The organism is Streptomyces sp. NPDC005485 (assembly GCF_040606085.1).
In the GTDB taxonomy this organism is placed as follows: domain Bacteria; phylum Actinomycetota; class Actinomycetes; order Streptomycetales; family Streptomycetaceae; genus Streptomyces.
On sequence record NZ_JBEXDZ010000148.1, the window covers coordinates 1 to 23,620 of the forward strand.

The following is a 23,620-nucleotide window of genomic DNA, read 5'->3' on the forward strand; positions in this document are numbered from 1 at the left end:
GTGGACACCGCTGCGCTCGAAGTAGCGGTGCGCGATGACGGGTTCGCCGATCTGGCGGCTGGTGGCCAGGTCCCACAGGCTCAGCATGCCGGACCAGCTCGGCCAGCAGCGGGCGCAGCGGGTGGCGGCGGTGCAGATCGTCCGCCCGGTACGACGCGAAGACCGCCAGGCGGTGCGCGGGGGTGCCGCCCGCCGGCCGTTGCAGCACCCCGCGGCTGAGCAGGAACCGCAGCAGGTCGCGGGAGGACTGGTCCGCCCAGTGGAGGTCCTCCAGGACCAGCAGCAGCGGCGCGGTCTCGGCGACGTCGGCCAGCAGTCCGGCCACCCCCTCGAAGACCTGCAGTCGGCTGCCCTCGGCTCCGCCGCCGAGCAGCCGGTCGACCGCGGGGTGCGCCGCGCGGGCGGCAGCGAACCTCTCGTCGGCGGCGAGCGCGCCGAGGATCTCGGTGAAGGGGAGGTACGGCAGGCCCACATCGCCGAGGTCGACGCAGTGCCCGGTGAGCACGGTCATGCCGGCGCGGGCGGCGTGCGCGGAGGCCTCGGTCAGGACGCGGGTCTTGCCGACGCCGGCATCCCCGGAGATCAGCACGGCGCGGGGGTCGCCCTCCCGGGCGCGGTCGAGCGTCCCGGTCAGCCGGGCCAGTTCGTCGTCCCGGCCGATGAGCGGCGTACCGAAGGTCTGTGACACGGGGTCCATCCTGGCACGCGGCACGGACACCGGGCGTGGGCGTTTTCCGGGGACGCTCGCCGGGGGGTCCCGCCGGGCGGGCCAAAAACGCGCCGGCCGGGGCTGGAAGATCCAGCCCCGGCCGTGACGTGTCGACGATCCTGCTGTTTGCTACCCGTTCCCTGCGGCTTGCTGATTGCTGCTTGCGGCCCGCTCAGACGAGTACCTTCTCCGCCGCCGGCTCCGCGATCTCGGCCCGCTGGGTCTCCGGGGCCTCGGCGTCGCGGACGTGCACCCGGCGCAGGGTCGCGGTGGCGAGGACCGCCGCGCCCAGCAGGATGACCGCTCCGGCGATCGCCGCCGCGTGCATTCCGCTGGTGAACGCGTCCCGGGCGGCTGCCGCGAGGGCGTCACCGGTGCGTCCGGGCATCTGCCGGGCCACGGCGAGGGCGCCGCCCAGCGTCTCGTGGGCCGGGGCGGGAACCCCGGTGCCGATCTCGTTGCGGTAGACGGCCGTACCGATGGAGCCGAGGACGGCCATGCCCAGGGCGCCGCCGAACTCGGCGCCCGTCTCCAGCAGGGAGGAGGCGGTGCCCGCGTTGGCGACGGGGACGGTGCTCAGGGCCAGGTCCATCATCTGGGACATCACGACGACGATTCCGGAGGCGAGGACGCCCGCTCCGACCAGCGTCAGCCACAGGGAGTCCGTGCCGGTGAGGGCCAGCAGGCCGTAGCCGCAGGCGGCGACGGTGAAGCCGCCGGAGACGACGTGGGCGCGGTGCACGCCCTTCTGGACCAGTTGCGCGGCGACCGGAGCGGCGACTCCGACCAGGACGGCGGGGAGCAGCGACCAGAGTGCGGCCTCCATGGAGCTCTTGCCGAGCACCGACTGCAGGTACTGGGTGGTGAAGTACGCGGAGCCCATCATCCCGAACGAGGAGACGAGGTTGAGGACGACCGCCGGTGCGAAGCCGCGGCCACGGAACAACTTCGGTGAGATCAGCGGGGACTTGGCGGTGCGCTGGCGCAGCACGAAGAGGGCGGCGAAGACCAGGCCGACGGCGACGGAGACGACGTACTGCGTCTTCCAGCCCTCGGAGGGGATCTCCTTGATGCCGTAGATGACGGGGAGCACGGCGGCCATGGACAGCGGGACGCTGAGGAGGTCGAAGCGGCCCGGCTCGGGGTTCTTCGACTCCGGCAGCAGGATCGGGCCGAGGGCCAGCAGCAGCACCATCGCGGGCAGGTTGACCAGGAAGACCGAGCCCCACCAGAAGTACTCGACGAGGACGCCGCTCATCACCGAACCGAGGGCGACGCCGCCGGTCATCACGCCGGACCACAGGCCGATCGCCTTCGCACGCTGACCGGGATCGGTGAACATCGTGCGGATGATCGCCATCGTCGACGGCATGAGGGTCGCGCCGCCGATGCCGAGGAGCGCGCGTGCCGCGATCAGGGTCTCGGGGCTGTTGGCGTACGCGGCGATGAGGGATGCGGTGCCGAAGGCGGCGGCCCCGAGGAGGAGGAGCTTGCGGCGGCCGATGCGGTCGCCGAGCGAGCCCATCGTCATCAGCAGGCCGGCGAGCACGAACGCGTAGATGTCGAAGATCCACAGCTGCTGCGTGCCGGTCGGCTCCAGGTCCGCGCTGATCGAGGGGATCGCGAAGTAGAGGACCGAGACGTCCATCGAGACCAGCAGCAGCGGAAGCATCAGGACGCCGAGGGCGGTCCATTCGCGGCGGCCGGCGAGGGCGCCGGGAGCGGGGGTCGTGCTCGTCGAGTTCGTCATGGCAGGAACTGTACGGGCGTCATAAACACTTGTCTAGTACGAGCGTATAAAACATTTGTGTATGAGGCTCGCGCGCTGCTCTCACCTGCGGAGATAGCCATAAACAAATGTGTAAGACGAGCGTGTGAGACGGCTGTCTGGGTCGGGGGTAGCATGGCTGTATGGGACACCGTGAAGATCTGCTGGAAGGCGCCAAGCGCTGCCTGCTGGAGAAGGGGTTCGTGCGCACCACGGCGCGCGACATCGTGAAGGAGTCCGGGACCAACCTGGCGTCCATCGGCTACCACTACGGGTCGAAGGACGCCCTGCTGGTCAAGGCGTATGTCGCGCTGATCGAGGAGACGGGGGACCGCTTCGACCCCGGTGCGGACACCCGGGCGACGGCCGCCGCCGGCTCGCTGGAGAGGTTCCGGGAGGTGTGGGCGAGCGTCATCCGCGCGCTGCCCGAGTCGCGGGCGGTGTGGATGCTGAGCCTCGAACTCATCCTCCAGGGCGACCGTATGCCCGAGGTGCGCACCCTGCTGTCCGAGGCGCAGGAGCAGGGCCGTTCGGGAATGATCCCCCTGTTCAGCGGTATCCCCGAGGATGAGCTGGACAAGGAGACCGTGGCCACCGAGGGCCGCTTCTACCAGACCCTTCTCCAGGGGCTCATGATGCAGTGGATCTTCGAACCCGGCTCGGCGACGGACGCCGACCAGCTCACCGAGGGGCTGCGCCGGGTGATGGAGGCCGCCGCGAAGTCGCAGGACGAGTCGCAGAGCTGAACTCGGTGGTCAGGCCCGTACGAGCCTGCCCTCGCGCATCTCGATGACGCGGTCCGCGAAGTGCCGCACCACCGCCGGGTCGTGACAGATGAACAGGTACGCCAGCCCCAGGTCCTCCTGGAGTTCGGCGAGCAGGTTCAGGATGCCGGCCCGGACGGACGGGTCGAGCGCCGAGACCGGTTCGTCGAGGGCCGGCGGGCGTGGTTCACAGGCCAACGCGCGGGCGATTCCGGCGCGTTGGCACTGGCCGCCCGACAGCTCGTGCGGGCGGCGGCGGCCGTGCGCCGGGTCCAGGCCGACCCGGTCGAGCAGTTCGGCCACCCGCGAGGGACCCCCGGCGTCCCAGCGCCCCTGCACTCGCAGGGGTTCCGCCACCGCGTCACGGATGCGGTGGCGGGGACTGAGTGCACCGTACGGGTCCTGGAAGACCGGCTGCATACGGGCGAAGACGCCGCAGCTCCCGCTCGTGCAGGCCGGTCAACTCCCGCCCCTCGAAGTGGACGGTTTCCGCTCACTCACCGGCGAGGACGGTTCCCGCCTTCGCGTCGGGCGTCCGCCGGTCCCGGATCGCCGGGACCAGCGCCACCAGCATCAGTACGGCCGTGACGGCGAAGGCCCCCGGACAGCCCATCGCGCCGGCGAGGGTGCCGAAGCCGACCGCGCCGACGCCCATGCCGCCGTCGTACGCCAGGTTCCACAGCGCCGTGACCGTGCCGTACCCGGCGGCCGGAACCCGTGCGTACATCAGGGTCAGCGTGGCGTTCTGGGCGATGCCGAAGCCGATTCCGAAGACCGCCACCCCGGCGAGGACGGCCACCGGGCTGCCGGTCAGCGCCGTGATCAGCATCCCCGCGGCGGAGAGCAGCAGACCCGGCAGCACCAGCCGGGCGGCGCCGTGCCGGTCGCCGTGACGCCCTGCCAGCCAGCGGGCCGCGGTCGAGGCCGCGGGCTGTACGAAGAGGGCGACGGCGACGATCGAGGCGTGCGCCGACGGGACCGCGAGCGGCAGGAACGTCACGACGATCCCGGCCGCGAGCGCGGTGGTCGCGAAGACGACGGCGGGCCGGACCAGGCCCCCCGTGCGCAGGCCCGTCACCACACCCACCGGCTTCCCGGCATCCGGCTCCCGGTCCGGCAGTCCCGGAACGGACACGACCGCCGCGAGTGCGGCCACGCCCGCGGCCACCGCGACCGGCCCGTACCCCACCTGCCCGGCGAGCCAGACGCCCAGCGGCAGCGCGATCAGGGACGGGACGCCGGAGACGACGCCCACCAGGGCCAGGCCCTCGCCGCGCCGCTCGGCCGGGATCAGGGTCGCCGTCAGCGCGCCGCCCGCGACCAGGGTGAGGGCGAAGCCCAGACCGCGCACCAGACAGACCGCGACGATCCACGCCATGCCGTCCGAGGCCGTCAGGACGAGCGCCGGTGCCCCCAGCAGGACAAGACCGGCCACCAGCGCGACCCGATACCCGTAGCGGGCGACGAGGCGGGGGGCGGCCAGTTCGCCGATCACCGTGGAGAGCATCAGCGAACCGGTGGCCAGGCCCGCGCCCGACGCCGTCGCGTAGCGGGGGACGACCGACAGGAGCAGGAAGAAGCTCACCGAGGCCCCGATCATGCTCACGAAGCGGAGCATCAGGGCCCGGGTCAGCAGGGGCGGGCGGACGGTCCCGGAGGCCGTCGGGGCGAGGCTCGTACGCGCAGTGGTCATGTGAACGACGCTAGGGTCCGGCCGGACTGCCGGTAAGCTCCGATTTCATGCCGCTGCAGTGGGCCGGTTTGTCACCCGAGCTGCTCCTGACCGTCGACCGGGAGAGCGGCGAGCAGCTGCGCGCACAGTTGGAACGGCAGCTGCGCGACGCGATCCGCACCGGCCGGCTCGGCGCCGACGAGCGGCTCCCCTCCTCCCGTGAGCTCGCCCGCGCGCTCGGCCTCTCCCGCGGACTCGTCCAGGACTGCTACGCCCAACTCCAGTGCGAGGGCTACCTCGTGACGCGCGTCGGGTCGGCCACCCGGGTCGCGGCCGTGGCCCAGGTGCCGCCCGCCTCGCGCGAGCAGGCCCCCGAACCCCCGCGCCTGCTCGCCGACTTCCGGCACGGCGTACCGGACCTGGGCAGCTTCCCGCTCGCCGACTGGCTGTGGGCGCTGCGCGAGGCGGGCCGTGCGATGCCGACGTCGGACCTCGACTACGGGGACATGCGCGGGAGTTCGGCCCTGCGCGAGGTCGTCGCCGGCTATCTGCGCCGGGTCCGCGCGGCCGCCGCAGATCCCGAACGGATCGTGATCTGCAACGGGTACGCGCAAGGCCTCGGGCTGGCGCTGCGCAGCCTGGCCGCCGCCGGAGTGCGGACCGTGGCGTACGAGGACCCGGGCGGACCCGCCACCGCGACCGCCGCCGCGGCCGTCGCGGGACTGCGTGCCGTCCCCGTCCCGGTCGACGAACTCGGCGTCGACGTACGGGCGTTGGACGCATCCGGCGCCCGGGCCGTCATCGTCACCCCGGCCCACCAGTGGCCGACCGGGGTCGTGCTCGCCCCCGAACGGCGGCTCGCGCTGATCGACTGGGCGACGCGGCGGGACGCGTACGTCATCGAGGACGACTACGACGCGGAGTTCCGCTACGACCGCGAGCCGGTCGGCGCGCTGCAGGGACTGGCCGCGGACCGGGTGATCTCCATCGGCACGGTCAGCAAGTCCCTCGCCCCGGCGCTGCGCCTGGGCTGGCTGCTCTGCCCGCCCGCACTCGCCGCCTCCATCGCGCAGGCCAAGCACCTGGGCGACCGCGGCTCCCCGACCCTCGACCAGCTCGCCCTCGCGCAGCTCATCGAGTCCGGCCGCTACGACCGCCGGCTGCGCCGTATGCGCACCACGTACGCGGCCCGGCGCACCGCCCTCGTCGGCGCCCTCACCGAACACGCCCCCGCCGTACGGCTCACCGGCCTCGCCGCCGGGTTCCACGCGGTCGCGCACCTGCCCCGGGGCGTGGACGAACAGGCGGTCGTGGCCGCCGCCCGGGCGCGATCAGTGGGCCTCTACGGCATGAGCCCCTGCCGGTCCTCGGGGGCGACGGACCCGGTCCAGCTGATCCTGGGATTCGGCGATGTGGGGGAGCGGGCGATCACGGAGGGCATCGCCGCGATCGGGGATCTGCTCACCGCCCCTTCCGGAGGCGGGAGTTGACGCCGGGAGGGGTGTGTGTAGGGTCCACGTCTCAGTGAGCAGCGGGTCCGGCGGAAATGCCAGAATCCGGGCTCGATGAGCAGGGCTGCTGTCGGTGGTCAGTGAGCAATCCCGGTCCGAAGAGCTGTTGCGACACTCACCCTGAGTAAGGACCTTCCACTTCGGGCACGATGTCGCGGCGGTGAGACCCTCAGCTCTGCACAATCGGCCGCCCTGCAGCAGACTGGAACTCGGGGGTTACCGGGACGAGGCTGCCGATGAACTCCGACAAGACCCCGAAACCGGGGGCGGGCAAGAAGACAAGCAAGATCACCGAGAAGCCGACGAAGGGTAAGACGGCGAAGCAGTATCGCCTGTCCGCCAAGTCCGCTGTCGCCAGTACGCGGGAGTCTCAGTCGAAGGGGTCTGGCTCAGGTCGGGGCTTCCGGGCTGGTCAACGGGTGTCTCCCCCTGCGGTGAAGGTGAAGTCAGTTTCGCCGGGGAATGTCCGGCAGTTGCGGCCTCGAAAGCTGGTGCATGAAGGGTGGGGTCCATTCTACGACCTTGGTGGCACTGCCGAGCTGCTCGGCATCTCACGCGACGAGGCCGAGAAACGGGGTGAGGTGCACGAACTTCTGATGGTGAGCACCGCCGACGGAGGTCGCCTCTTTCCGGCCTGGCAATTCACCAGCCGGCACCCGCACAGCCGTGTAGCCAAGGCATTGGCAGTCTTCCGAGATCTACAGTCGAGTCCGTGGCTTGTCGTTCAGTGGGCTACCGCTCCCAACCCGCAGCTGGGCGGCGCTGCGCCCGTCGAGTGGTTGCGGAGCAATCAGCCGCTCGAACCAGTACTTGAAGACGCACGTACTTATGCGGCGAGGTGGTCGAGGTGAGCGAGGCCGCCTACGAACTCCCCGCGCGGCAGCGGCCTCTGCCCGCGCCCCTGCCCGACACAGACCTGCGACAGTTCCCAGTGCGGACCGTGTCAGCGGGCCGTCGATTGTACCGTGTGCATGAATCGGGGTGGGGATGCTGGCACTTCGCATGTCTCAAAGAAGACCGAAGAATTGGATCACGCTTCGACACCACCGAACCAGCGCGGGGCACGTGCTACACCGCGACCGACCCACTGACCGCCTTGGCAGAGGTTCTCGGCTATGCCATCCTCCGCGGTCCGAACATCGCCACCATTGCGCTGGAGGGTCTGTCTGTCTCCTGTGTCACCACCACCCGCCCGTATCGAGTAGCCGACCTGACCCGTCGTAGCTGCCCAATCCTCGGAACCTTGGGAAGGGAATTGTCCGTCCTCCCGTATGCCACGCCGCAGGCATGGGCGCACCGATGGGAACAGGATGGCTTGGATGGGGTCCTGTATTACCCGCGGCACGACGCAAAGACCACGGCGCGGTCCATCGCCCTGTTCGGTCCCGCTGAGGATCCCGGAGAGGACGACTGGCCTGACCCGCCCAAGACCCCGGCTGGAAAGTACTTTCGCTCCTTCGCGCGCGCCTTTGGCCTAATGCCAGGAGCTGTGTAAGGACGACGTCGTAGCTCCGCCGGGTGCCAGGAGCTGATAGCCACGCACCACCCTCGTCGGCAACGGTCCGCAACCGATGCTCGTGATCACCCGGATTTGCTCAGACAGTGCTCGTGATCAGCCGACGGTACACACGAAATTGCAGAACCTACAAAGTCGGTGTATGGTCCGCGACTTCATGGACATTGGCTCCTGGGGAAACGCTGGATCCGCGAGTAGTTAGCAGTGACGTTGTCGGTGGACGGTGAGCAATCAGTGGTTCTCCGTGAACGAGTTGGTGACGGCGACTGATGTATCCAGGGTCGTCCACTCATCCGCGCTCTTGCATACTCATGCCACCTTCAGGCGGATGTTGTGGTGGAGGACGTATCCGAGGCCTGCCTGCGGGGGCGGACCTTGGCGGACCCACGCCAGCGAGGCGTCTGGGCGCGCCGTGGTCGCCGTGTCGCAAAGGGCTGTGTCTGGTCTGCGTCGGCCCCGGTTCGAGGGGCGTCAAGAACGACGATCGCGCAGACAATCCACTTTGCGAGGTGTTCCAATCAGTGAGAAAATTGTGCAATACGCTGCCCTATGAGCGGATGGTGAGGCAACCATGTCCGATACTCACGACCGGTCAAGTAGTGATATGCCCGAGGGTACTCCAGACCAGCCCTTGATGCTTTCAAAGGCGGAGTTTGTGGAGAAGGTTCAGAGTATGGGTAAAGCCACGTACGGCTCCTACGCGACCGAAGCCCCCAAGGGTGGAGAGCGGACCGACTGGCCAAGAGATTACGCCACGGACTAAGTCGTGGCGGAGATCCTGGTACTCAGTGACGAAACAGATGGCCCGGTTTCCGCAGTCGTAGATGAGGTCCGGCGGCGCGGCATTGATCTAGCTATCTGCGGGACCAAGACGCTAACTCAATGCAATCGCTCTCTCTCGATTGAGTTGGATGCATTGGGGAATGCGTCCTGTGCTCTTCGCGACAATAATGGTGTGCCCATTTCGCTGTGCGACGTTAAATCTGTTTGGCATCGCCGCCCCCATCAACCTCGGTCACATCATCCCGATACCCAGGTGCGTCATTTTATCGAGACGGAACATGCGCTAGCCGTGCTCGGCTTGGCGGACGCACTGGAAGTCACGTGGATCAACCACCCTCGAACGGAACAATGGATCGAGCGTAATAAGATCGCACAGCTGAGATTGGCGCGATCCGTCGATCTGCGGATTCCCCCAACGCTTTATTCATCCGACCCCGAGGATATCCAGCGGTTCGCGCAACGCTATGCCACCGTTGCGGTCAAGTCGGCAGCCGGGTGGGTGCGTGAATGCGCGAAAGGGTTTGAAGCCGCATACACACAGCGAATGACGGCCGACGAACTCGTCTCCGAAGCTGCCCGCCTACGGGTGGCTCCAGTTCTAGTACAGCCATACATCGAAAAGCATCATGAGCTTCGTGTCACCATGGTCGGTGACCGCGCCTTTACGTGTCGCATTGATAGCCAAGCCAGCAGTCGAACAGCGATTGACTGGCGGCATTATGATTTCGATAACGTCGCTCATGTTGGGACGTCACTTCCGCGCGAGACTCTAGTGAGTCTGCAGAGATTCATGAGAGTAGCGAATCTGAGATTTGCGGGAATCGATCTCATAGTGGACATGGATGGCAGGTATGTGTTCCTCGAAGTGAACCCTTCAGGCCAGTATTTGTGGCTTGAAGCATTGACGGGAGCCCCTATTACTGCAGCGCTTGCCGACCTTCTTCAAAACGCATCCGAAAGCGATGCCCGCCTGTAGTTGCTGATGCAGGCTGATTTCGACATCCAGTAGCTCAGGAATGCTCCGGGCGGTAGAAGTCGGCGAGACCATCACCCTCCGGAATGCTTGAAAAGAGACCCGGCGGAGATCGCCACTGACGGTAGTAATTGTCAACCGGATCGCGGATTGCTAATCCACTGCTAACGAGCTCGTGCACGGTTGGCCGTGGCCCGTCGAGGTGCGCGTCGTTGTCAGTGTTCACCCTTGAAGGCCGTAGCCGAGAGTGGTGGTCTTCGCTGGTGTGAGAGCAGTCCGGCGACCGCTTGGACGATGTCGCTCATGTGCTCGCGTCGTCCAAGGTGACGCGCCAGAGCCCGCCAGTTTTTCAGGTGTGCGATGCCGTGCTCGACGCGGATACGTCGTGAGGAGTGGGCCTTGCGTTGCTGCCCGTGTCGTTCCTCGTACCAGGCGGGAGCGTTCTTCTTGAACTTGCGATGGGGCGGTGTCACCACCCGTCCGCCGGTCTGGGCGCCCATTCCCTGGTAGCCGGCGTCCGCGAGGATCTCCATGAACGGGCCTTCGGCCAGGAGCTGGACCAGTCCCAGCTGTCGGGCCTGGGTGATGTCGGCGCAACTGCCCGGCCGGACCGGGCTGCAGTACAGCACGCGCCCCTCGGCGTCCGTGAGGACCATGGCCTTCACCGCGTTCTGCTTGGTCTTGCCGGAGACGAATTTGTCCCGGTCCTTGCGGCCCGCGGCCGGGCGCCGCACACGGATCTCCGTGCCGTCGATGATCCCGGTCCGACCGTCGACGCCCAGGTACTCGACGACCTCGGCAAGCGTCTGCAACCGGACGTCGGGAGCGACGGTGCAGCCCCGCTGCGCGAGCAGGGGCCGCACCTCGCCGATGGCGCGCGTGATGGTGGAGCGGTCCACGCCGAACCAGCAGGCCAGAACGTCATGAGTGGTGCCATGGCGCAGACTCACCAAGGTGGCCAGCAGCCGGTCGACGAAGACGAACTTGTGCTTCGCCCCGGCTCCTACAGCCCGTCGCCGCGGCCGGGCCGTCAGGCGCGCCTGATGCTGTTCGTGCCACAACTGCCCTACCTCAGCGACGAGTTCGGCAATCACCGTCGGCGACAGCCCGGTAACCCGGTACTTCGCCACGATCAACTCGCGTGCCCCAGCCCCCACCATGCTCAGTTCAACGAGCTACTCGTGCGCCGAGCCACGGCCAACCGTGCACGAGCTCATTAAGAACGCTGTCACCGATCCTGCTGGCTTATTCCGTGCCCGGCGGGGCTGGCGGCTCGTTGGTCGGAGCAGAGGAGATAGCCGCAGCGCTGAACGAGAACCGCATCAACATCCTCGTGCGACATCCAGCGCTGAAGCGGCCGTCCAGCACGTACTGCTAATTAGTCGTTGACGCTCAGGACGGCGCGCGCGCAGCTGACGAATTCCTTCATGGCCTCCTCATGCTCCCTCCAGTACTGGTCAAGCTGGGGGCCTATCTCAGGCTCCATGCAGTCGCTGAGCAGGGCCGACGCTTGCTCTGCGTCCAGGGCCGGGAGCTGGTCGAGAGCCGCAGACGCCGCATCGTGCATCTCCATCATGTTCGCGGCATCGGCTGCATGCGCGGCGCGGAAGGCATCCAGGGCCTCCACGGCCCGGCGGACATCCTCATACTCGGGCCTCCAGACGCTGACACCGGTCAAACGCATGTAGAGCCAGTACGCCTCACCTCGTTGGCGAGCGAGGCGTTGGAGGTTCTGCGCCGCATTCAGAACGCGGGTGGACGCAGTGGCGAGGGAGACTGGAGCGACAAGCTGGAGCACCCCCCAGGCATGGATAAGTTCGTCGTAGGCGGGCGTGGAGGCTCCCGTGTCGGGTTCCCGGAACATCGTGTGCAGAACTCGGCCGAACGCCCTGTCGGTGCGGATCAGGTTCGTCGCTGCGCTGATCCGCTGCTCGCGCAGCGCAGCGGCGTGGGCCGCGGCTGCGGCGTGGTCGGCCTGTTCCCGGACTGCCTGGAGGGTAGCTGTCGCAGCCGTTTCCGCTGCTTCCTTCGCGGCCTTGGCCTGCGCGACGCCCCCGTCGGCTTGCACTTTGGCGCCGAGCCAGACGCCGGCGAAGGTGAAAACGATGGGGAGGAGCCAGACTATGAACGCCTGGTGTTCCTTGAGGAAATCAATCACGCACTGATCTTCTCCTGTGCCGCGGGAGACGCCGGAGCCGACGACACAGCCGGGCTCGGAGAAGCCGGGACCAAATCCCAGCTCAAGACGGAGGCCCCGGAGACTACCGTCTGCGGCGTCGAGCAGCCGTACCCGTCGCTATGATCCGCGTCGTACCGAATGTCAGGTGGCGACCCCCGCTTTCGTCCCCCACAGAAACCGGCCGAGCAGCGCCTGCCGCAGTCACCTTGCTGAACGTGAAAGGCAGACATGACCCGCCGGTTCCTTCCTGTCATAGCCGCCTGCGCGGCAGCACTCCTCGCCGCCGGCTGTAGCGGCCGAGCCCCGCAGCCTGCTGCGGCAGCCCCCACGGTCACGGTCACCCAGACCATCGCGCCCACCTCCACCCCCACACCGACATCCACGCCTGTAGCCAGACGCACTTCGGCCACCCCCACACCGGCCGTCTCCTCGGCTCCCGCGCCAGCCCCGGCCCGCACTCCCCAGGGATCAGTCGCCCTGACCGAATGGCACGACGGCGACGCGACGAACAAGTGCGTGAACGTCATGACCGTCTACGAGAACCGCTCCGACACCGCAGTCATCTCCGTCACCCAGAAGTTCCAGACCTTGTACACGCCCAAGCACGCCGACGGCGAGTACCCCGACGACGTGGACGGCCCAGTCAAGATGCTCACTCAGGACGCGGGCATCGCCCCATACGGGACCCGGACCCTGTACTGGCAGGTGTGCGCGCCCGAGCTGGCCTCCAAGCAGAACCCAGTTCCGGCGGACGGCACCGACTCGTTCATGTCCGAGATCGGCGCCCAGCCTCGCGCCACCGCCTGGGACTGGGCGCAGTAGATCACCCGGTTTCGATCCTGCTCGGCTATTCGGTCACGCGGCGAGGGAGAGGTCGAGGCGGGCAAGGTGACTGACACGGGTGCGGTCGAGCGGGTGGCCGTTCCACCAGGCATCGAGGCGAATGAGGTTGAGCGCAACGGCGGAGAAGACGTGCTCCAGGTGAGTCTTCTGGAGACCGAGGTATCGGGCACGTCTCATCCCGGTGACCGCGACGGCCTGGTGGATGGTTCCCTCGATGCCCGCGCGGGTTCCGTACTTGGCTCGCCACAGCTCGTCGCCCTGCTGGAGGCGGGCATGATCGAGGACTTCTTGCAGCTCGCGGGGTTGCAGGGAGAGAGTCCGGCCGCCGGTCTTCGAGCGGGTGCACTGGTCGCGCACCGGGCAGGGAGGGCATGTCTCCTTGTCGAATTTGATGACGATGGCCTTGGTGCCGCGCAGGGTGGCAGGGCTCCACCAGGTGCTGGTGTCCCCGCGTGGACAGGTGGCCTGCCGCTTGTCCCAGTCGATGGTGAACGCGGTGCGGTCGAACCCGGCGCCTGCACGCGCCTGGGGTGAGCTGTTCATCAAGACCGGGGTGACCAGGGTGACCCCGAAGTTCTTCTTCATCCCCATGATCAACTCGGCGGATGCATAACCGGAATCGAGAAAGTGCTCGGCGGGCAGGAGATCACGGGCGGCGAGCATGTGATGGACCGGTTCGGTCATTTCCGCATCCGTCACCGTGGCGTCGGTGGTCGCGATGCCGGTGATCAAGCGCGGCGGCGGTCCGTCGGCTACGGGGATCAGCGCCTGGCCGTCGGCAGCCGGGTCCTGGTCGTCGATCGTCGCAGGACTCGCTGATGTGGATCTTGTAGCCGGTCCACCAGGAGCCCTGTTTGAGGCCGTAGCGGGCGTCGGTGTCGTACGGGGAGGCCAGCCGCTGTCTGCCGGGCGGGAGGTCTTTGCTCTCCCGCCGCTTCACCTCCGCCCCGGCCTCGGTCACGGTGCGGTGGTAGTTCTGCACCCACATCATGCGCATGACCTGCACCGCCGGGAGTTCGCGCAGCCATGCCGGGGCATCAGGGGCATGCACCGCCTCCAGCAGCGTGAACCCGTCCCGGCCGTAGACCAGGGTCATCTCCTCGCGCTTGCTCGTGGAAGCCGGCGGATGCCAGGAGTGGATCCGTGGGCCGTAGCGTTCGGCCCATTCCCGAACGGGCACCGCCTGGGCCAGCCAGTCCGGGGCCGCGCAGGCCAGCGCCTCCAGCGCGGCCCGCAACGTCTCCCCGGCCAGCTCCAGCCTGTTCAGGTCGCGTACCGCCGCCAGCACGCGGGTGGAGTCGGTGCGCTGCTTGCCTCCGGCCTTGACCAGGCCCCGGTTTTTGAGGGCGGTCAGCAGCAGGTCGAGCACCTTCTCCTCCATCCCGTGCTCGACCAGGCGCGTGCGGAACTCGGACAGCACCGAGGCATCGAACCCGGGATCGTCCAGCTCCAGGCCGAGTGCGTACTTCAGGTCCATGCCGTACCGCCCCCGATGCGCTGCCGCCCGGTCGGTGAGGTTCTCGGCGAACTGCAACACCGTCACCAGCGCCAGTTGACCCGGTGACCAGCCCGGCCGCCCTCTGGCTCCGAACGCCTCGGCGAACTCGGCGTCTGTGAACAACTCGCCCAGCTCGTCACGGACCCGCATCGCCAACGGGTACGGGCCCCGTGCCGCCACCGCCCGCGCCACCTGCGCGGTCAGCTCGGGCACCTTCGGCCACGGCCTCGGCCGCATCGACATTCCACACCCCACCCGCGACCGGGAACGCCAAGACGGCCGCTGCTGCCCCGACCAACGAGCCGCCAGCCCCGCCGGGCACGGAATAAGCCAGCAGGATCGGTGACAGCGTTCTTACCGGCACCCCGTGTTCAGGGCTGAGCGGGTGTGGGTGGAAGCGTTCACGAGGTTGCGGGTTGAGCAGTTCGGGCGGCTACTGAAGGTGGTGCGCGAGCGGGGTGTTCAGGTCATCGTCGAGCACGTGATCGGCCGGATGAAGAACTACAAGATCCTCCGCGACTGCCAGCAACACGGCGACGGCCTCCACCACGCCGTCGCACGCATGCACAACCTCGCCCTTGACACATGACCCAACACGCCAACAACCCAGCTCAGGACGCCTATCCATCGCCTTCTGCAACATCCGTTACGAACTGTCCCGCCCTGTCGTTGCCCCGACGCTCGCTGGCCCGGTGCGAGAGGTGCTACCCAGCGAGTGCAGCCCACTGGCGATCGCATCGCACGTCTATCGGCAGGGACATGAAAATCGCCTGCGGACGACCCGTCACACCAGGCAGCATCAGCAACATGGTGGCGAATGGGCTGTTCGCCCTCAACCTGGTGACGAAAACGAGATGGGGGCTGTGCCATGTCAGACAGGCAGAAGCTACCTCTGAGCCTGATGTACGAACCCGACACGTACCTGTGTTCATGGTTCCTCCCAGACAACACTGGTGGCCACGTCGACATACCCGGCGACCTTGTACTGCGCCCTCTGCGCCCTCCGACCGGGCAGGTCTACGGCACCGTGCCATTGCAGCACACGCAGCACGTCCCAGGCGTTGTTGAAACGGCCTTCCCCCAGTCCATCAGCGTTCCCGTCCTGCACGGGAGGCTGGCCAACGGCGGATCGGTCACTCTGCTGGACGCGCACATCCAACTCTGGGACAAGAGCGGCCACATCACCGGTGCCGCTGCCCTTCTGGGGAACGCTGCCTTCTTCGGTCTTGCCGACGTACCAGAAGCACCTACCGCAGCGATCCCACCCCGAGTCACCTCGGCAACCTTCCAGATCACCGCCCTGGACGCAGCACTTGGTGTTCCCCCTATCAAGGACGTCTCCAATCCTCACCTGCCGGGTGGCGAAGAAGGTCGGTGGGCAGCAACAGTCAACGCCAGCGCCTCAGGCACGTGGTCGGCTGAGGGCGCTGAACTCACCGTGAGTTACTACCACCGCATGCGCGCCATGGATCCATGCGAGTTCAGCCTGGCCTTCAGTCCCGTGGCAACCGTGACCCTGACCGAGGCCAAGCCGCTCGAAATCGCCCTCGACCAGTACATCGAACCGCTGCGCAAGATCCTCTCGATCGCTACCGGTAAGCCCCAGGACCTGTCCTACCTTCACGTGGAACTCGAAGGTCGGGAAGGCAAGTACCAAGTGGTCGGCACCGGCATCACGCAAGCCCCGTTCGCCAGCTCCACCGCGGCTTTTCGAGCCCACAACAGCGCCGTACGAGCGCTCCCCGACAAGCTCTCCCTCCTGGACCTCGTCACGCAATGGTCCCAGTACGCAGCCGCACACCACCCCTTGGTGGAGACGTACGGGGCGATGCTGCACACGCGTGACCAGCACCCGCGCTCCCGCTACCTCTTGCTGGTCCAAGCCCTGGAAGGTCTGTACGGATACGAGAACAAGGGGACGACCGAGCAACGACAGGCCAAGCACACTGCCAGCTACGAAGACGCTCTGGCACGAGCAAAGAAGGATCTAGATGCTGAGATCTTCAAGTTCGTCAAGAAGCACCTGTCAAAAAAGCCGTCCGTGAGTCTCGACATAGCCCTCAACGCTCTGATGACGGGTCTGCCTGTCAACATCATGGACCGCCTGGACGCAACAGAGCTCGTCAAGGAAGTACAGGCCGCGAGCACCACCGCTGCCCTGACCACACCAGGGGCCTTGCGGGTGGTCCGCAACGACCTCGCTCACGGAAATCGCGGCTACGAGCCCCACCAGCTGCAAGTAGTCGTGCGTCTGCTGGAGTTCATCGTGCGTGGACATGCTCTGCGTATCCTGGGATGCCCCGAGGCCGTGATCAGCCGCGTATTCCCCACAGAGTGACTGGCCGTTCAGGGAACTGTGTGTAACACGCTTTAGACTCTCAACTCTCTTGTGAGATGGGAGTTTGGTCATGAGCGACCTGGCGATGGTGGCCGTCGTTAGCGCATATAACCTGCGCTTCATCAGGTACTGGGACGCCGAGGGCCGGATTGTCGGGGACGCCGGGCCGAAGGTGACTCGATCCCTGCCTGGCGTTCCTGGCCTGCGCATGTTCTATGACCAGTCGGACGAAGAGGCTCCGCAACAAGATGTCAATGAGGTGGGTCGTCTGGTGGTCGAAGCTTTCGGCCTTCCGTGCCAGGACGAGATCCGCTGGCCATTCTGTATCTATCTCGCTGACGCTGAGGGGGTCCCTGTGGACATGCCGTCGTGGTTGCGCGACCGCATCCAGGAGGAAGTCAGCCGCGCCCGCGCTGCGACCCGCGCTTGAGACTCCCCGCCAAAGCGTTCGGCAAGCGATAACTACTGAACGTTGCCAACGCCCATGACCACCCGTATTTACTCGGACAGTGCTCAGGATGATCGAGCCGGGCCCGCTGGGGCGCCCTCGTGGAGGGCGCCCCAGGGCCTGTTTCGCGCGGCTTGGCTTGCCCCGGGGCTTTCGGACAGGTCAGCTGATCGCCGAGCGTGCGAAAGCGACCGTGGCGCCGAAGCCGGCTCCGCTGGCTAGCGCGGCTGTGGCCAGCGGGCTGCCAGCGGCGTAGGTGAGGAAGCAGGCCGCCGTGGCGGCCTGCAGGACGATCAGGAACACCACTGCGGACCGCAGGCTCAGCAGCGGCTCCTGGGACCTGTCGTTCCTCGCCATCAGTTCGCCCCCGGGGCCTGGGCCTTGGCCCGCGCGACGATGTCGTCGCCCAGCCGCAGGAGCTTGCGCCGCACCCGCTCACCCATGGCGATGTCCTGGCCGACTAGCTCGGGTGCCTGGCGCCAGTTGATCGGGTCATTCTCGGCCCAGACGCGCGCCACTCTTTGCTCGACGTCCTTCAGCCTGCCGGTCGCATTGCGGACGTGCCGGTTGTCGAATTGCTCGGCCCAGGGCACCACCGTGGCGATGGCCAGGGCCTCCGGCCCCGGGGCGGGAGACAGTAGCTCGATACCCTCCTTCATGTGGCCGATCTTTTGGCCCATGACCTGGTGGTCGCCGTCCAGATCATTGCCCTCCCGAGCACACTTCCGTAGAACGGCGCGCACCGCATCGGCGTCCTGGAGATCGACCTGCTCCTCCCATTCCCGGAGAAGCAGCGCCACGGCCAGGGCCTGGGCGTGGTCCTGCGAGTGAGGCCGGAGACGAAGGTGCGTGTAGAGGAATTCGCGCATCGGTTCGTGGTCGCCTTGCAGGTAGGCATCCAGAGCAGCCCTCGCGAGCCAGACGATCGGCGCCCCAAGATGCTCAAGCAGCCGTGTGATGGAACGCAGTGGCTTCAGCAACCCGTCCGGTAGCCCCCGCAGCAGGCCCGTCAAGCCGGGCAAGTCAAAGGCACGGTTCCAGGCCGCAGCCATCGCCTCACCGAAGGGATTGAACTCGGGCATCCTCAGGCGGAGCGAAGCCAGGCCGCTGCCCATGAATCCGGTCGAGGCCAACTGGGCCGCGGGCGTGTCGAACCGCGACAGCCCCTCCAGCGCGGAGGAACCGAGGATCGACACCGGGGACGGGCGGGTGAAGTTACTCATCGACTCGGCGAAGGTGTCCAGAGCGGTGAGCTGCGTGCTCAGCCGGGCGATGCCCGTGTCGAACAGGGACAGCTCCTTCAACGTGGAGGAGATACCGAACACCCGTGAGGAGTCGGCGAGGCGACTGCCGGCCAGCTTCGTGAACCCGACCGAGGCGATCGCGTCGCCGAACGGGTTGCACTTGGGCAGCTTCACACCTAGCAAGACGAGGCCGCTGCCCATCGCGCCGCTCTTGGCCAGCCGGGTGGCAGGGGTGCCGATGAGGGACAGCTTCTCCAGTGCGGTGGAGGCGATGCTGACCGCCGGTGGGCGGGAAGCCAGCTGTTTGCCGACCGTCTCAGCGAGTTGCCCGCTGACGGTCTTCGTGGCGCCCACGGACGCGAGCGCAGACCCCGCAGCGGCGAACTTGAGCGTCGGTGACATGTCGGCCAGCACCTTTCCCAGGCTGGGGGACGTGGGGACGGCCTTCAGAAGGGGGAACAACGTGGCCACTCGGCCTCCTCGCATCGGAAGTGCTTCTACTTCCTGGCGGCGGGAGCAGGCTGTTCCGGCAAAAAATCTTCATCACTCCAATGTGATCTGCATCACCATCATGCTGTTGATCCCTCGGCTCTCGGCGTCCCGTCTCCAAGGTAACGGTGGTCCCTGACAGCGGTGGTGCTCATCGATCCCGATGAGCGTGTACCAGAGGGCGAGCCGCTGTGGTCGGTCACTCTTGGTGAAGCCGGGCCGTGTCGGCGATGCGGAGGATCTCGGCGGCTTCGCCGAGGAACTCGCGTCCGCGTTTCGTGGGTGCGAGGGGCTTGGTGGAACGGTCGATGATGAGGAACCCGACGGCGTTTTCGACTTCGCTTACTCGTTGCCTGAGGGCACCGCCGCGTCCGTCGTAGAAGGCGCGGGCTGCGGCGGCGAGGCTGACATGGCCGGGAATGTTCATCATGAGCCGCAGCCGGTCGAGGGCATATCGGCTCATGGTGACTTTTTGCATGGTGGGTGATGGGGGGTGGGGGAGGTCAAGGTCGGCGATGTCGTTGTGGTGGGCGCCGCCAGGGCGGATCGGGATGTCCCAGCTACGCGCGAGGAAGATGATGTGGTCGATGGTGATGCCGCGCTGGCGGGCCAGCGCGGTGGGGTTGTTGCGGTTGACGATGTACTCGTTGTGCAGCCAGTCGCGGGTGATGTCGGGGCAGAGAGGGTGACTGCGGCGCCCGCGGGGCCGGATTCCGTTCTGGATGATGAGTTGGTGCACTGTGCGGGGCCCGCAGCCCGCGAGAGTGGCGATGTGTTCGAGGCTCTTCTTTTGGGTCACGTAGAGGTTCCGAAGCCGCGCGGGGGCAAGGACATCGCGGCGGTCGACGCTCTGGGGGTTGTGCAGCCCGATCACGGGCCCCCGGGTCGCTGGTGTATTGGTGATATCGCAGTAGAGCCGCAGGTGTTCGGTGCCCATGGGAAGGTGCGTGGCGGCGCCATCTGCGCTCTTGGCCTCCTTGAGAGCGTCGCGGACGGCTTCTGGATCGACGAGGTGAGGGTCGGCGCCAGGCCAGGAGGCCTCGGTTACCCATTCAGCAGGCGGATCCCAGGTCACGGGTTCGTCGATGCGGTGGTGTGTGAGGTTGAACCGAGCTTGCTCGTGCAGAAATCCTCGGAGGGCGGCTGTCGCGCGGAAGCGGAATTCGGTGCAGTTCCGGGTGAAATGGGATGCTGCGCCGCTGGGGGTTGGATGGAATTCGCCGGTCAACAGCATCAGTAGGTACCAGCGCAGGATGTGGATGCGGTGCTCGGTTCCGGTCCATGAGCCCTGCTGGGTGCAGAACCTTCTGTAGGCGTCGAGGTCGAGTGTGACCGAGGTGTTGGTGAACAGCTCGCGCCGCCTGTTGTAGTCGATTGGTGAGCCGTGCTCATCAAGGGCATAGGCGAGTTGGGCGAGAGTGGATGCGAGTGGCGCTAGATCCTGGCCTCCGTAGGTGCGTCGCTCGATGCTGTCCCGGTCGCGATCGATGTAGTAGTTGCCGAGCAGAGGCCCGGCCCGTTCGAAGTTCAGTGTGGGCGGACCGCCGGGCAGCAGAAGGAAGCTGCTGCAACCGCGGCGGAAGGCGGTGGTTCGATACCTGTTCCCGCCCCGGGCCAGGGGAAGGAGCCGCATGGTCCAGCTGGGCCAGAGCATCGCGGGAATCATCGCGGCCCGACGGTGAATAGCCTCGGTGTTCAGCGTGGGCCAGCGCGGTTGCGGGGTGGCGCTGGCGTAACGGAGCCGGGCGTGCAGCGTGGCCTCTCGATCCAGTCGGCCCAGGGCGCGCTGGACCAGTTCCGGACCGCTCCACTCCCAGCGTGCGGCCATCCTTCCGATGCTGAACTTCTGTTTCTGCAGGAGAGAGCGATCGGCTTGGAGGATCCAGTCGAAGAGCGGCTCGTGCTCGGTGTGGCCCGATTGCAGAGCGATCAGGGCGAGGGTGGTGCCGACCGCGACGTTGTGCGCATCGTGCCCGACCTCACGGGCCTGGACCTCAGGCAGGCCGCCGCCGCACTCAGCGAGTGTGGCGTGTACCACTTCTGGTGCGAGGCCGAGGATGGTGTGAAGGCCGCGGAGGATGCGCCAGGCCAGCGCGTAGAGCCGCTTGAACTCGGCCAGGGCTGCCGGGCGGCCTGCCCGTTCGCTGCCGAGCAGACTGGAGATATGCCGCTGGGCGGCCAGGACGGGACCGTCGCCGGGGAGCTGGAGTGCGGAAGCTTCGGTAAGGCGATAGCCGCAGGGTTGCTTGGTTCCGGTGATGCTCCGCGAGGAGTTGAGCGTGCACGAGCTCGGGCCGCTCGGTCCGAGCCGGCGGGCCTTCCAGTGGTTGGGAAAGCGGTGGCAGGCCGGGCAGAAGTCCAGGAGCAGGCATTGGTGTTGCAGGCAGGCGAAGGCCCAGGGCAGCCGCCAGAACACGGGACCGCGGCCGTTCTGCTCGGCCAGGCAGCTGGGACAGAACCGATTGCGGCTGCCGCTGAATCTCCAGGCGACAGCACGGCCCAGCCGGCGTTGTCCAGGCATGAAGGAGACGGCGAACCCGTCGTAGGGTTCGAGCGTCATGGAGATCAGCGCCGGCAGCGGGATGCCGGTGGACCGCCCCAGGGCGGCTGCTTCGGAGGGCAAGAGCCGCAGGGCCATGGGTCGGGTGCGGCTTGCCGGAAGTCCGGCGAAGCTGAGGAATTCACTGTTGGTTATCCGGAGACGGCGTGCATAGGCGCCGATCCAGCTCTCCAGGGCCTCACCAGGCAGCGGCGCCACCGCGATGGGGATGCGGTCATCGGTCCAAACTGTCACGCCGATCTCCTCTGCGGGGGATGCGAGGCTGGCCGGGTGGTGAGGAGCCCGGCCTTGATCGCGGCTTCGAGTTCCAGCCGGGCTTCCTCGGCTGCGGCATCGTTCTTGACCTGGTTCATCAGGTCCTCGTCGAGGCGTTCGTGACCGCGACGCATGGCCCGCAGGCAGCCACGGTTAATCAACGACATCAGTGAAGCGAAATGCCCGGTGGAGCGTGCGTAGAGGTAGTCCGAAAGATCCTCGGCCAGCATCCCGGGAAACCTCTCCGCCAGAACCAGTTGCCGTTCGATGGTCTTCAGCAGCGTCCTCCACTCCAGGCGGCCTTCTTCGGTCTCGACCTCGAAGGACCGCAGAGTCAGAGGGGTCGTGCGGCGGCCGAACTGGGCGAGCAGACTTTCCTGTTGGGAGAACCCTTCGCGGAGGATGCCGCGCTGCTGGACCCCGACACCCACGTAGACCAGCGTGACGGGGAAGACGTTCGATAGGTACTTGAGCTGGTTGGCCATCCGCGCCGAGTTGCTCTTCGAACCGGCCAGAAAGTGCACATCGTCGACGATGATCGCGGTCGTCTTCATGCTCAGCACCGCGTCGACAGCCCGCTCGGCCAGAGTGTCGGCGTCCCCGGTGACCGGCAGGCCGTAGAAGCGGCAGATCGAGGCGTTCAGCCCGCGGATCTGCGTGTTGCCGCTCAACGCGATATAGATCACCGGGACCCGGCGGTCCCCGCTGGGGGCGGTTTCCCCGCGCAGAGCGATCTGCTTGCGGTAGAGGCTGCGGCCGTAGGCCCGCACCGCCGTGCTCTTCCCGAGCCCGGGGTAGGCATCCACCAGCGCAGCAGGCTTCGTCTTGTCCCCGTCGTGCCGGTTGGACTCGACGATCTCCTCCAGGTCCTCGTGCAGAGCGATCAGCTGCGGGGTGTGGATGGGGCCGATGTTGGCATGCCAGACCGCGCGGCCGTCGTTGTAGAGCAGTAGCTGACGCGGTGACAGATCGGTCAGTTGGCCCCTGGTGAGCTGCTCGGGCTGGACACGGTCGGGCCTATTGACCTCCTGCAGCCATCCCGGGAGGCGGGTGGGCGAGTACTGACGGTCATCCCCTTCGAACGGCTCGATCCCGTCCGCCGTGCTCAACGGCTCTCCCAGGTATCGGCGTAGTAGTCATCCTCCTCGACCGGAACGACCAATTCGTCACCGGGGAAGTCAGCATCGCACTCCTCGTCATCGTCGTCGTCCCCACCCAAGTCCTCGTCTTCAACCTCGACGACGCGCAGTTCGGGCCCACCGGGCTCCTCCACCGGGCCGGATTCTGGCGTACTGATGGAGGCGATACGCCGGACCGACGGCAGCGAGGCGACCTCGTCCTTGACATCCTGCGGCTCGCCGACCAGCCGCAGACGGTCCTGGGACAGCCGGACCGCCATCCGCCGCTCGGAGCGGTCCGTGGCAAGCCCGGCGCCCCACCGCTCCAGGAGTTCGATCAGCGCGCGCTGGGTGTCCGGGAACCGGTGAGTCTTCTTGGCAAGCTTGCGAGCGTAGACCAGTGCCTCACGGCTGACCGGGCCCTTGAGCGCGGGCGCGTGCTCCCAGTCGAGCGTGTGCCAGGTCCGCAGCTTCGGGTCCTGGAAGTACACGTTGGTGATATCACCGCGGTCCACCGCGATTGGCCACTTGCCGGCATCCACTCCGCGGTAGGGACTCGGCTCGTTGCGGTAGGCGTTCAGAGCATCCCCGTTGCAGCGCAGCCCCTCGATCTGCACCCCGTAGCGCTGGATGGTCGTGCGTTCTTCCTCCAGGAACTCCAGGGCCAGATGGGGGCGGGCCGGGATCCTGAGCGAGCCGGCTCGGGTGACGCCGTGCTCGAACATGTCCAGCGGACTCAGCTTCAGCCCGGGGACCTCTGGGACACACAGTCCGCGGTGGTGGCGCCGGTGATAGATCCGTTTACCGACCGCAGGGGCTCGGATACCGGCTCTGATCTGCGACGATTCATAGACTACATGTCCGTGACGGCGAGTTGGGATCGTTGCTGTAGCTCGTCCGGGTGGTCTCGTGGGACGGCCCGTCCACCGGGACGGTGGACGGGCCGCGAGGG

20 protein-coding genes and 2 pseudogenes are annotated in these 23,620 nt (G+C 67.1%); 9 read left to right on the forward strand and 13 right to left on the reverse strand.

The window, feature by feature from the left end:
• Positions 1-697 (reverse strand): ATP-binding protein (locus tag ABZS97_RS34710; RefSeq protein ID WP_356144370.1); only part of this gene is annotated, 697 nt, incomplete at its 3' end.
• Positions 698-881: 184 nt separating this feature from the next.
• Positions 882-2,459, reverse strand: a complete 1,578-nt coding sequence (locus ABZS97_RS34715) for an MFS transporter (RefSeq protein ID WP_356144371.1) — start codon at positions 2,457-2,459, stop codon at positions 882-884.
• A gap of 161 nt (positions 2,460-2,620) precedes the next feature.
• Here ABZS97_RS34715 and ABZS97_RS34720 point away from each other — a divergent pair, with 161 nt between their 5' ends.
• The gene (locus ABZS97_RS34720) at positions 2,621-3,223 is read left to right on the forward strand and encodes a TetR/AcrR family transcriptional regulator (RefSeq protein ID WP_356144372.1); all 603 of its coding nucleotides are present in this window, start codon (positions 2,621-2,623) and stop codon (positions 3,221-3,223) included.
• 9 nt (positions 3,224-3,232) lie between these two features.
• Here the strand turns inward: ABZS97_RS34720 and ABZS97_RS34725 are convergent.
• A pseudogene (locus ABZS97_RS34725) lies at positions 3,233-3,725 on the reverse strand (dipeptide/oligopeptide/nickel ABC transporter ATP-binding protein); the annotation flags it as partial.
• Between the two features lie 9 nt (positions 3,726-3,734).
• Positions 3,735-4,934, reverse strand: coding sequence for an MFS transporter (locus tag ABZS97_RS34730; protein WP_356144374.1), 1,200 nt, complete (start codon positions 4,932-4,934; stop codon positions 3,735-3,737).
• Positions 4,935-4,981: 47 nt separating this feature from the next.
• Here ABZS97_RS34730 and ABZS97_RS34735 point away from each other — a divergent pair, with 47 nt between their 5' ends.
• From ABZS97_RS34735 to ABZS97_RS34750, 4 genes are all read left to right on the forward strand, one after another.
• Positions 4,982-6,403, forward strand: a complete 1,422-nt coding sequence (locus ABZS97_RS34735; protein WP_356144376.1) for a PLP-dependent aminotransferase family protein — start codon at positions 4,982-4,984, stop codon at positions 6,401-6,403.
• Positions 6,404-6,660: 257 nt separating this feature from the next.
• On the forward strand, positions 6,661-7,275 hold the full coding sequence (locus ABZS97_RS34740) for a hypothetical protein (RefSeq protein WP_356144378.1): 615 nt from the start codon (positions 6,661-6,663) through the stop codon (positions 7,273-7,275).
• A gap of 116 nt (positions 7,276-7,391) precedes the next feature.
• Positions 7,392-7,919 (forward strand): RES family NAD+ phosphorylase, encoded by a 528-nt coding sequence (locus ABZS97_RS34745; protein WP_356144380.1) that lies wholly within the window; start codon positions 7,392-7,394, stop codon positions 7,917-7,919.
• Between the two features lie 787 nt (positions 7,920-8,706).
• Positions 8,707-9,699 (forward strand): hypothetical protein, encoded by a 993-nt coding sequence (locus tag ABZS97_RS34750; RefSeq protein ID WP_356144382.1) that lies wholly within the window; start codon positions 8,707-8,709, stop codon positions 9,697-9,699.
• A gap of 212 nt (positions 9,700-9,911) precedes the next feature.
• Here the strand turns inward: ABZS97_RS34750 and ABZS97_RS34755 are convergent, their stop codons facing one another.
• Positions 9,912-10,856, reverse strand: a complete 945-nt coding sequence (locus tag ABZS97_RS34755; RefSeq protein WP_356144384.1) for a transposase family protein — start codon at positions 10,854-10,856, stop codon at positions 9,912-9,914.
• A 218-nt stretch (positions 10,857-11,074) separates the two neighbouring features.
• On the reverse strand, positions 11,075-11,854 hold the full coding sequence (locus ABZS97_RS34760; protein ID WP_356144386.1) for a hypothetical protein: 780 nt from the start codon (positions 11,852-11,854) through the stop codon (positions 11,075-11,077).
• A 249-nt stretch (positions 11,855-12,103) separates the two neighbouring features.
• Between ABZS97_RS34760 and ABZS97_RS34765 the strand changes: the two genes are divergently transcribed.
• A complete protein-coding gene (locus ABZS97_RS34765; protein ID WP_356144388.1) occupies positions 12,104-12,697 on the forward strand; it encodes a hypothetical protein in 594 nt (197 codons plus the stop codon).
• 33 nt (positions 12,698-12,730) lie between these two features.
• Here ABZS97_RS34765 and ABZS97_RS34770 read toward each other — a convergent pair whose 3' ends face one another.
• Both ABZS97_RS34770 and ABZS97_RS34775 read right to left on the reverse strand, forming a co-directional pair.
• The gene (locus tag ABZS97_RS34770) at positions 12,731-13,402 is read right to left on the reverse strand and encodes a transposase (RefSeq protein WP_356144390.1); all 672 of its coding nucleotides are present in this window, start codon (positions 13,400-13,402) and stop codon (positions 12,731-12,733) included.
• Complete coding sequence (locus tag ABZS97_RS34775) at positions 13,365-14,453, reverse strand: transposase (protein ID WP_356144392.1); 1,089 nt, start codon at positions 14,451-14,453, stop codon at positions 13,365-13,367. The genes ABZS97_RS34770 and ABZS97_RS34775 overlap by 38 nt, the downstream gene beginning before the upstream one ends.
• A 235-nt stretch (positions 14,454-14,688) precedes the next feature.
• On the opposite strand from ABZS97_RS34775, the pseudogene ABZS97_RS34780 reads away from it, so the two are divergent.
• The 3 genes and pseudogenes from ABZS97_RS34780 to ABZS97_RS34790 all read left to right on the forward strand — a co-directional run.
• Positions 14,689-14,805 (forward strand): annotated as a pseudogene (locus tag ABZS97_RS34780) (IS5/IS1182 family transposase); the annotation flags it as partial.
• Positions 14,806-15,084: 279 nt separating this feature from the next.
• Entirely contained in the window at positions 15,085-16,554 is a 1,470-nt protein-coding gene (locus ABZS97_RS34785; RefSeq protein WP_356144394.1) for a hypothetical protein, read from the forward strand.
• Between the two features lie 70 nt (positions 16,555-16,624).
• The gene (locus ABZS97_RS34790; protein WP_356144396.1) at positions 16,625-16,984 is read left to right on the forward strand and encodes a hypothetical protein; all 360 of its coding nucleotides are present in this window, start codon (positions 16,625-16,627) and stop codon (positions 16,982-16,984) included.
• 180 nt (positions 16,985-17,164) lie between these two features.
• On the opposite strand, the gene ABZS97_RS34795 is transcribed toward ABZS97_RS34790, so the two are convergent.
• From ABZS97_RS34795 to ABZS97_RS34815, 5 genes are all read right to left on the reverse strand, one after another.
• Positions 17,165-17,359, reverse strand: a complete 195-nt coding sequence (locus tag ABZS97_RS34795; protein ID WP_356144398.1) for a hypothetical protein — start codon at positions 17,357-17,359, stop codon at positions 17,165-17,167.
• Positions 17,359-18,717: a hypothetical protein gene (locus ABZS97_RS34800; RefSeq protein WP_356144400.1), complete on the reverse strand. Its 1,359-nt coding sequence runs from the start codon at positions 18,715-18,717 to the stop codon at positions 17,359-17,361. The genes ABZS97_RS34795 and ABZS97_RS34800 overlap by 1 nt, the downstream gene beginning before the upstream one ends.
• A gap of 217 nt (positions 18,718-18,934) precedes the next feature.
• Entirely contained in the window at positions 18,935-21,529 is a 2,595-nt protein-coding gene (locus ABZS97_RS34805; protein ID WP_356144402.1) for a TniQ family protein, read from the reverse strand.
• Positions 21,526-22,659, reverse strand: coding sequence for an ATP-binding protein (locus ABZS97_RS34810; protein ID WP_356144404.1), 1,134 nt, complete (start codon positions 22,657-22,659; stop codon positions 21,526-21,528). Before ABZS97_RS34810 ends, ABZS97_RS34805 begins: the two co-directional genes overlap by 4 nt.
• Positions 22,656-23,393 (reverse strand): hypothetical protein, encoded by a 738-nt coding sequence (locus tag ABZS97_RS34815; RefSeq protein ID WP_356144406.1) that lies wholly within the window; start codon positions 23,391-23,393, stop codon positions 22,656-22,658. The genes ABZS97_RS34810 and ABZS97_RS34815 overlap by 4 nt, the downstream gene beginning before the upstream one ends.
• Positions 23,394-23,620: the final 227 nt, after the last annotated feature.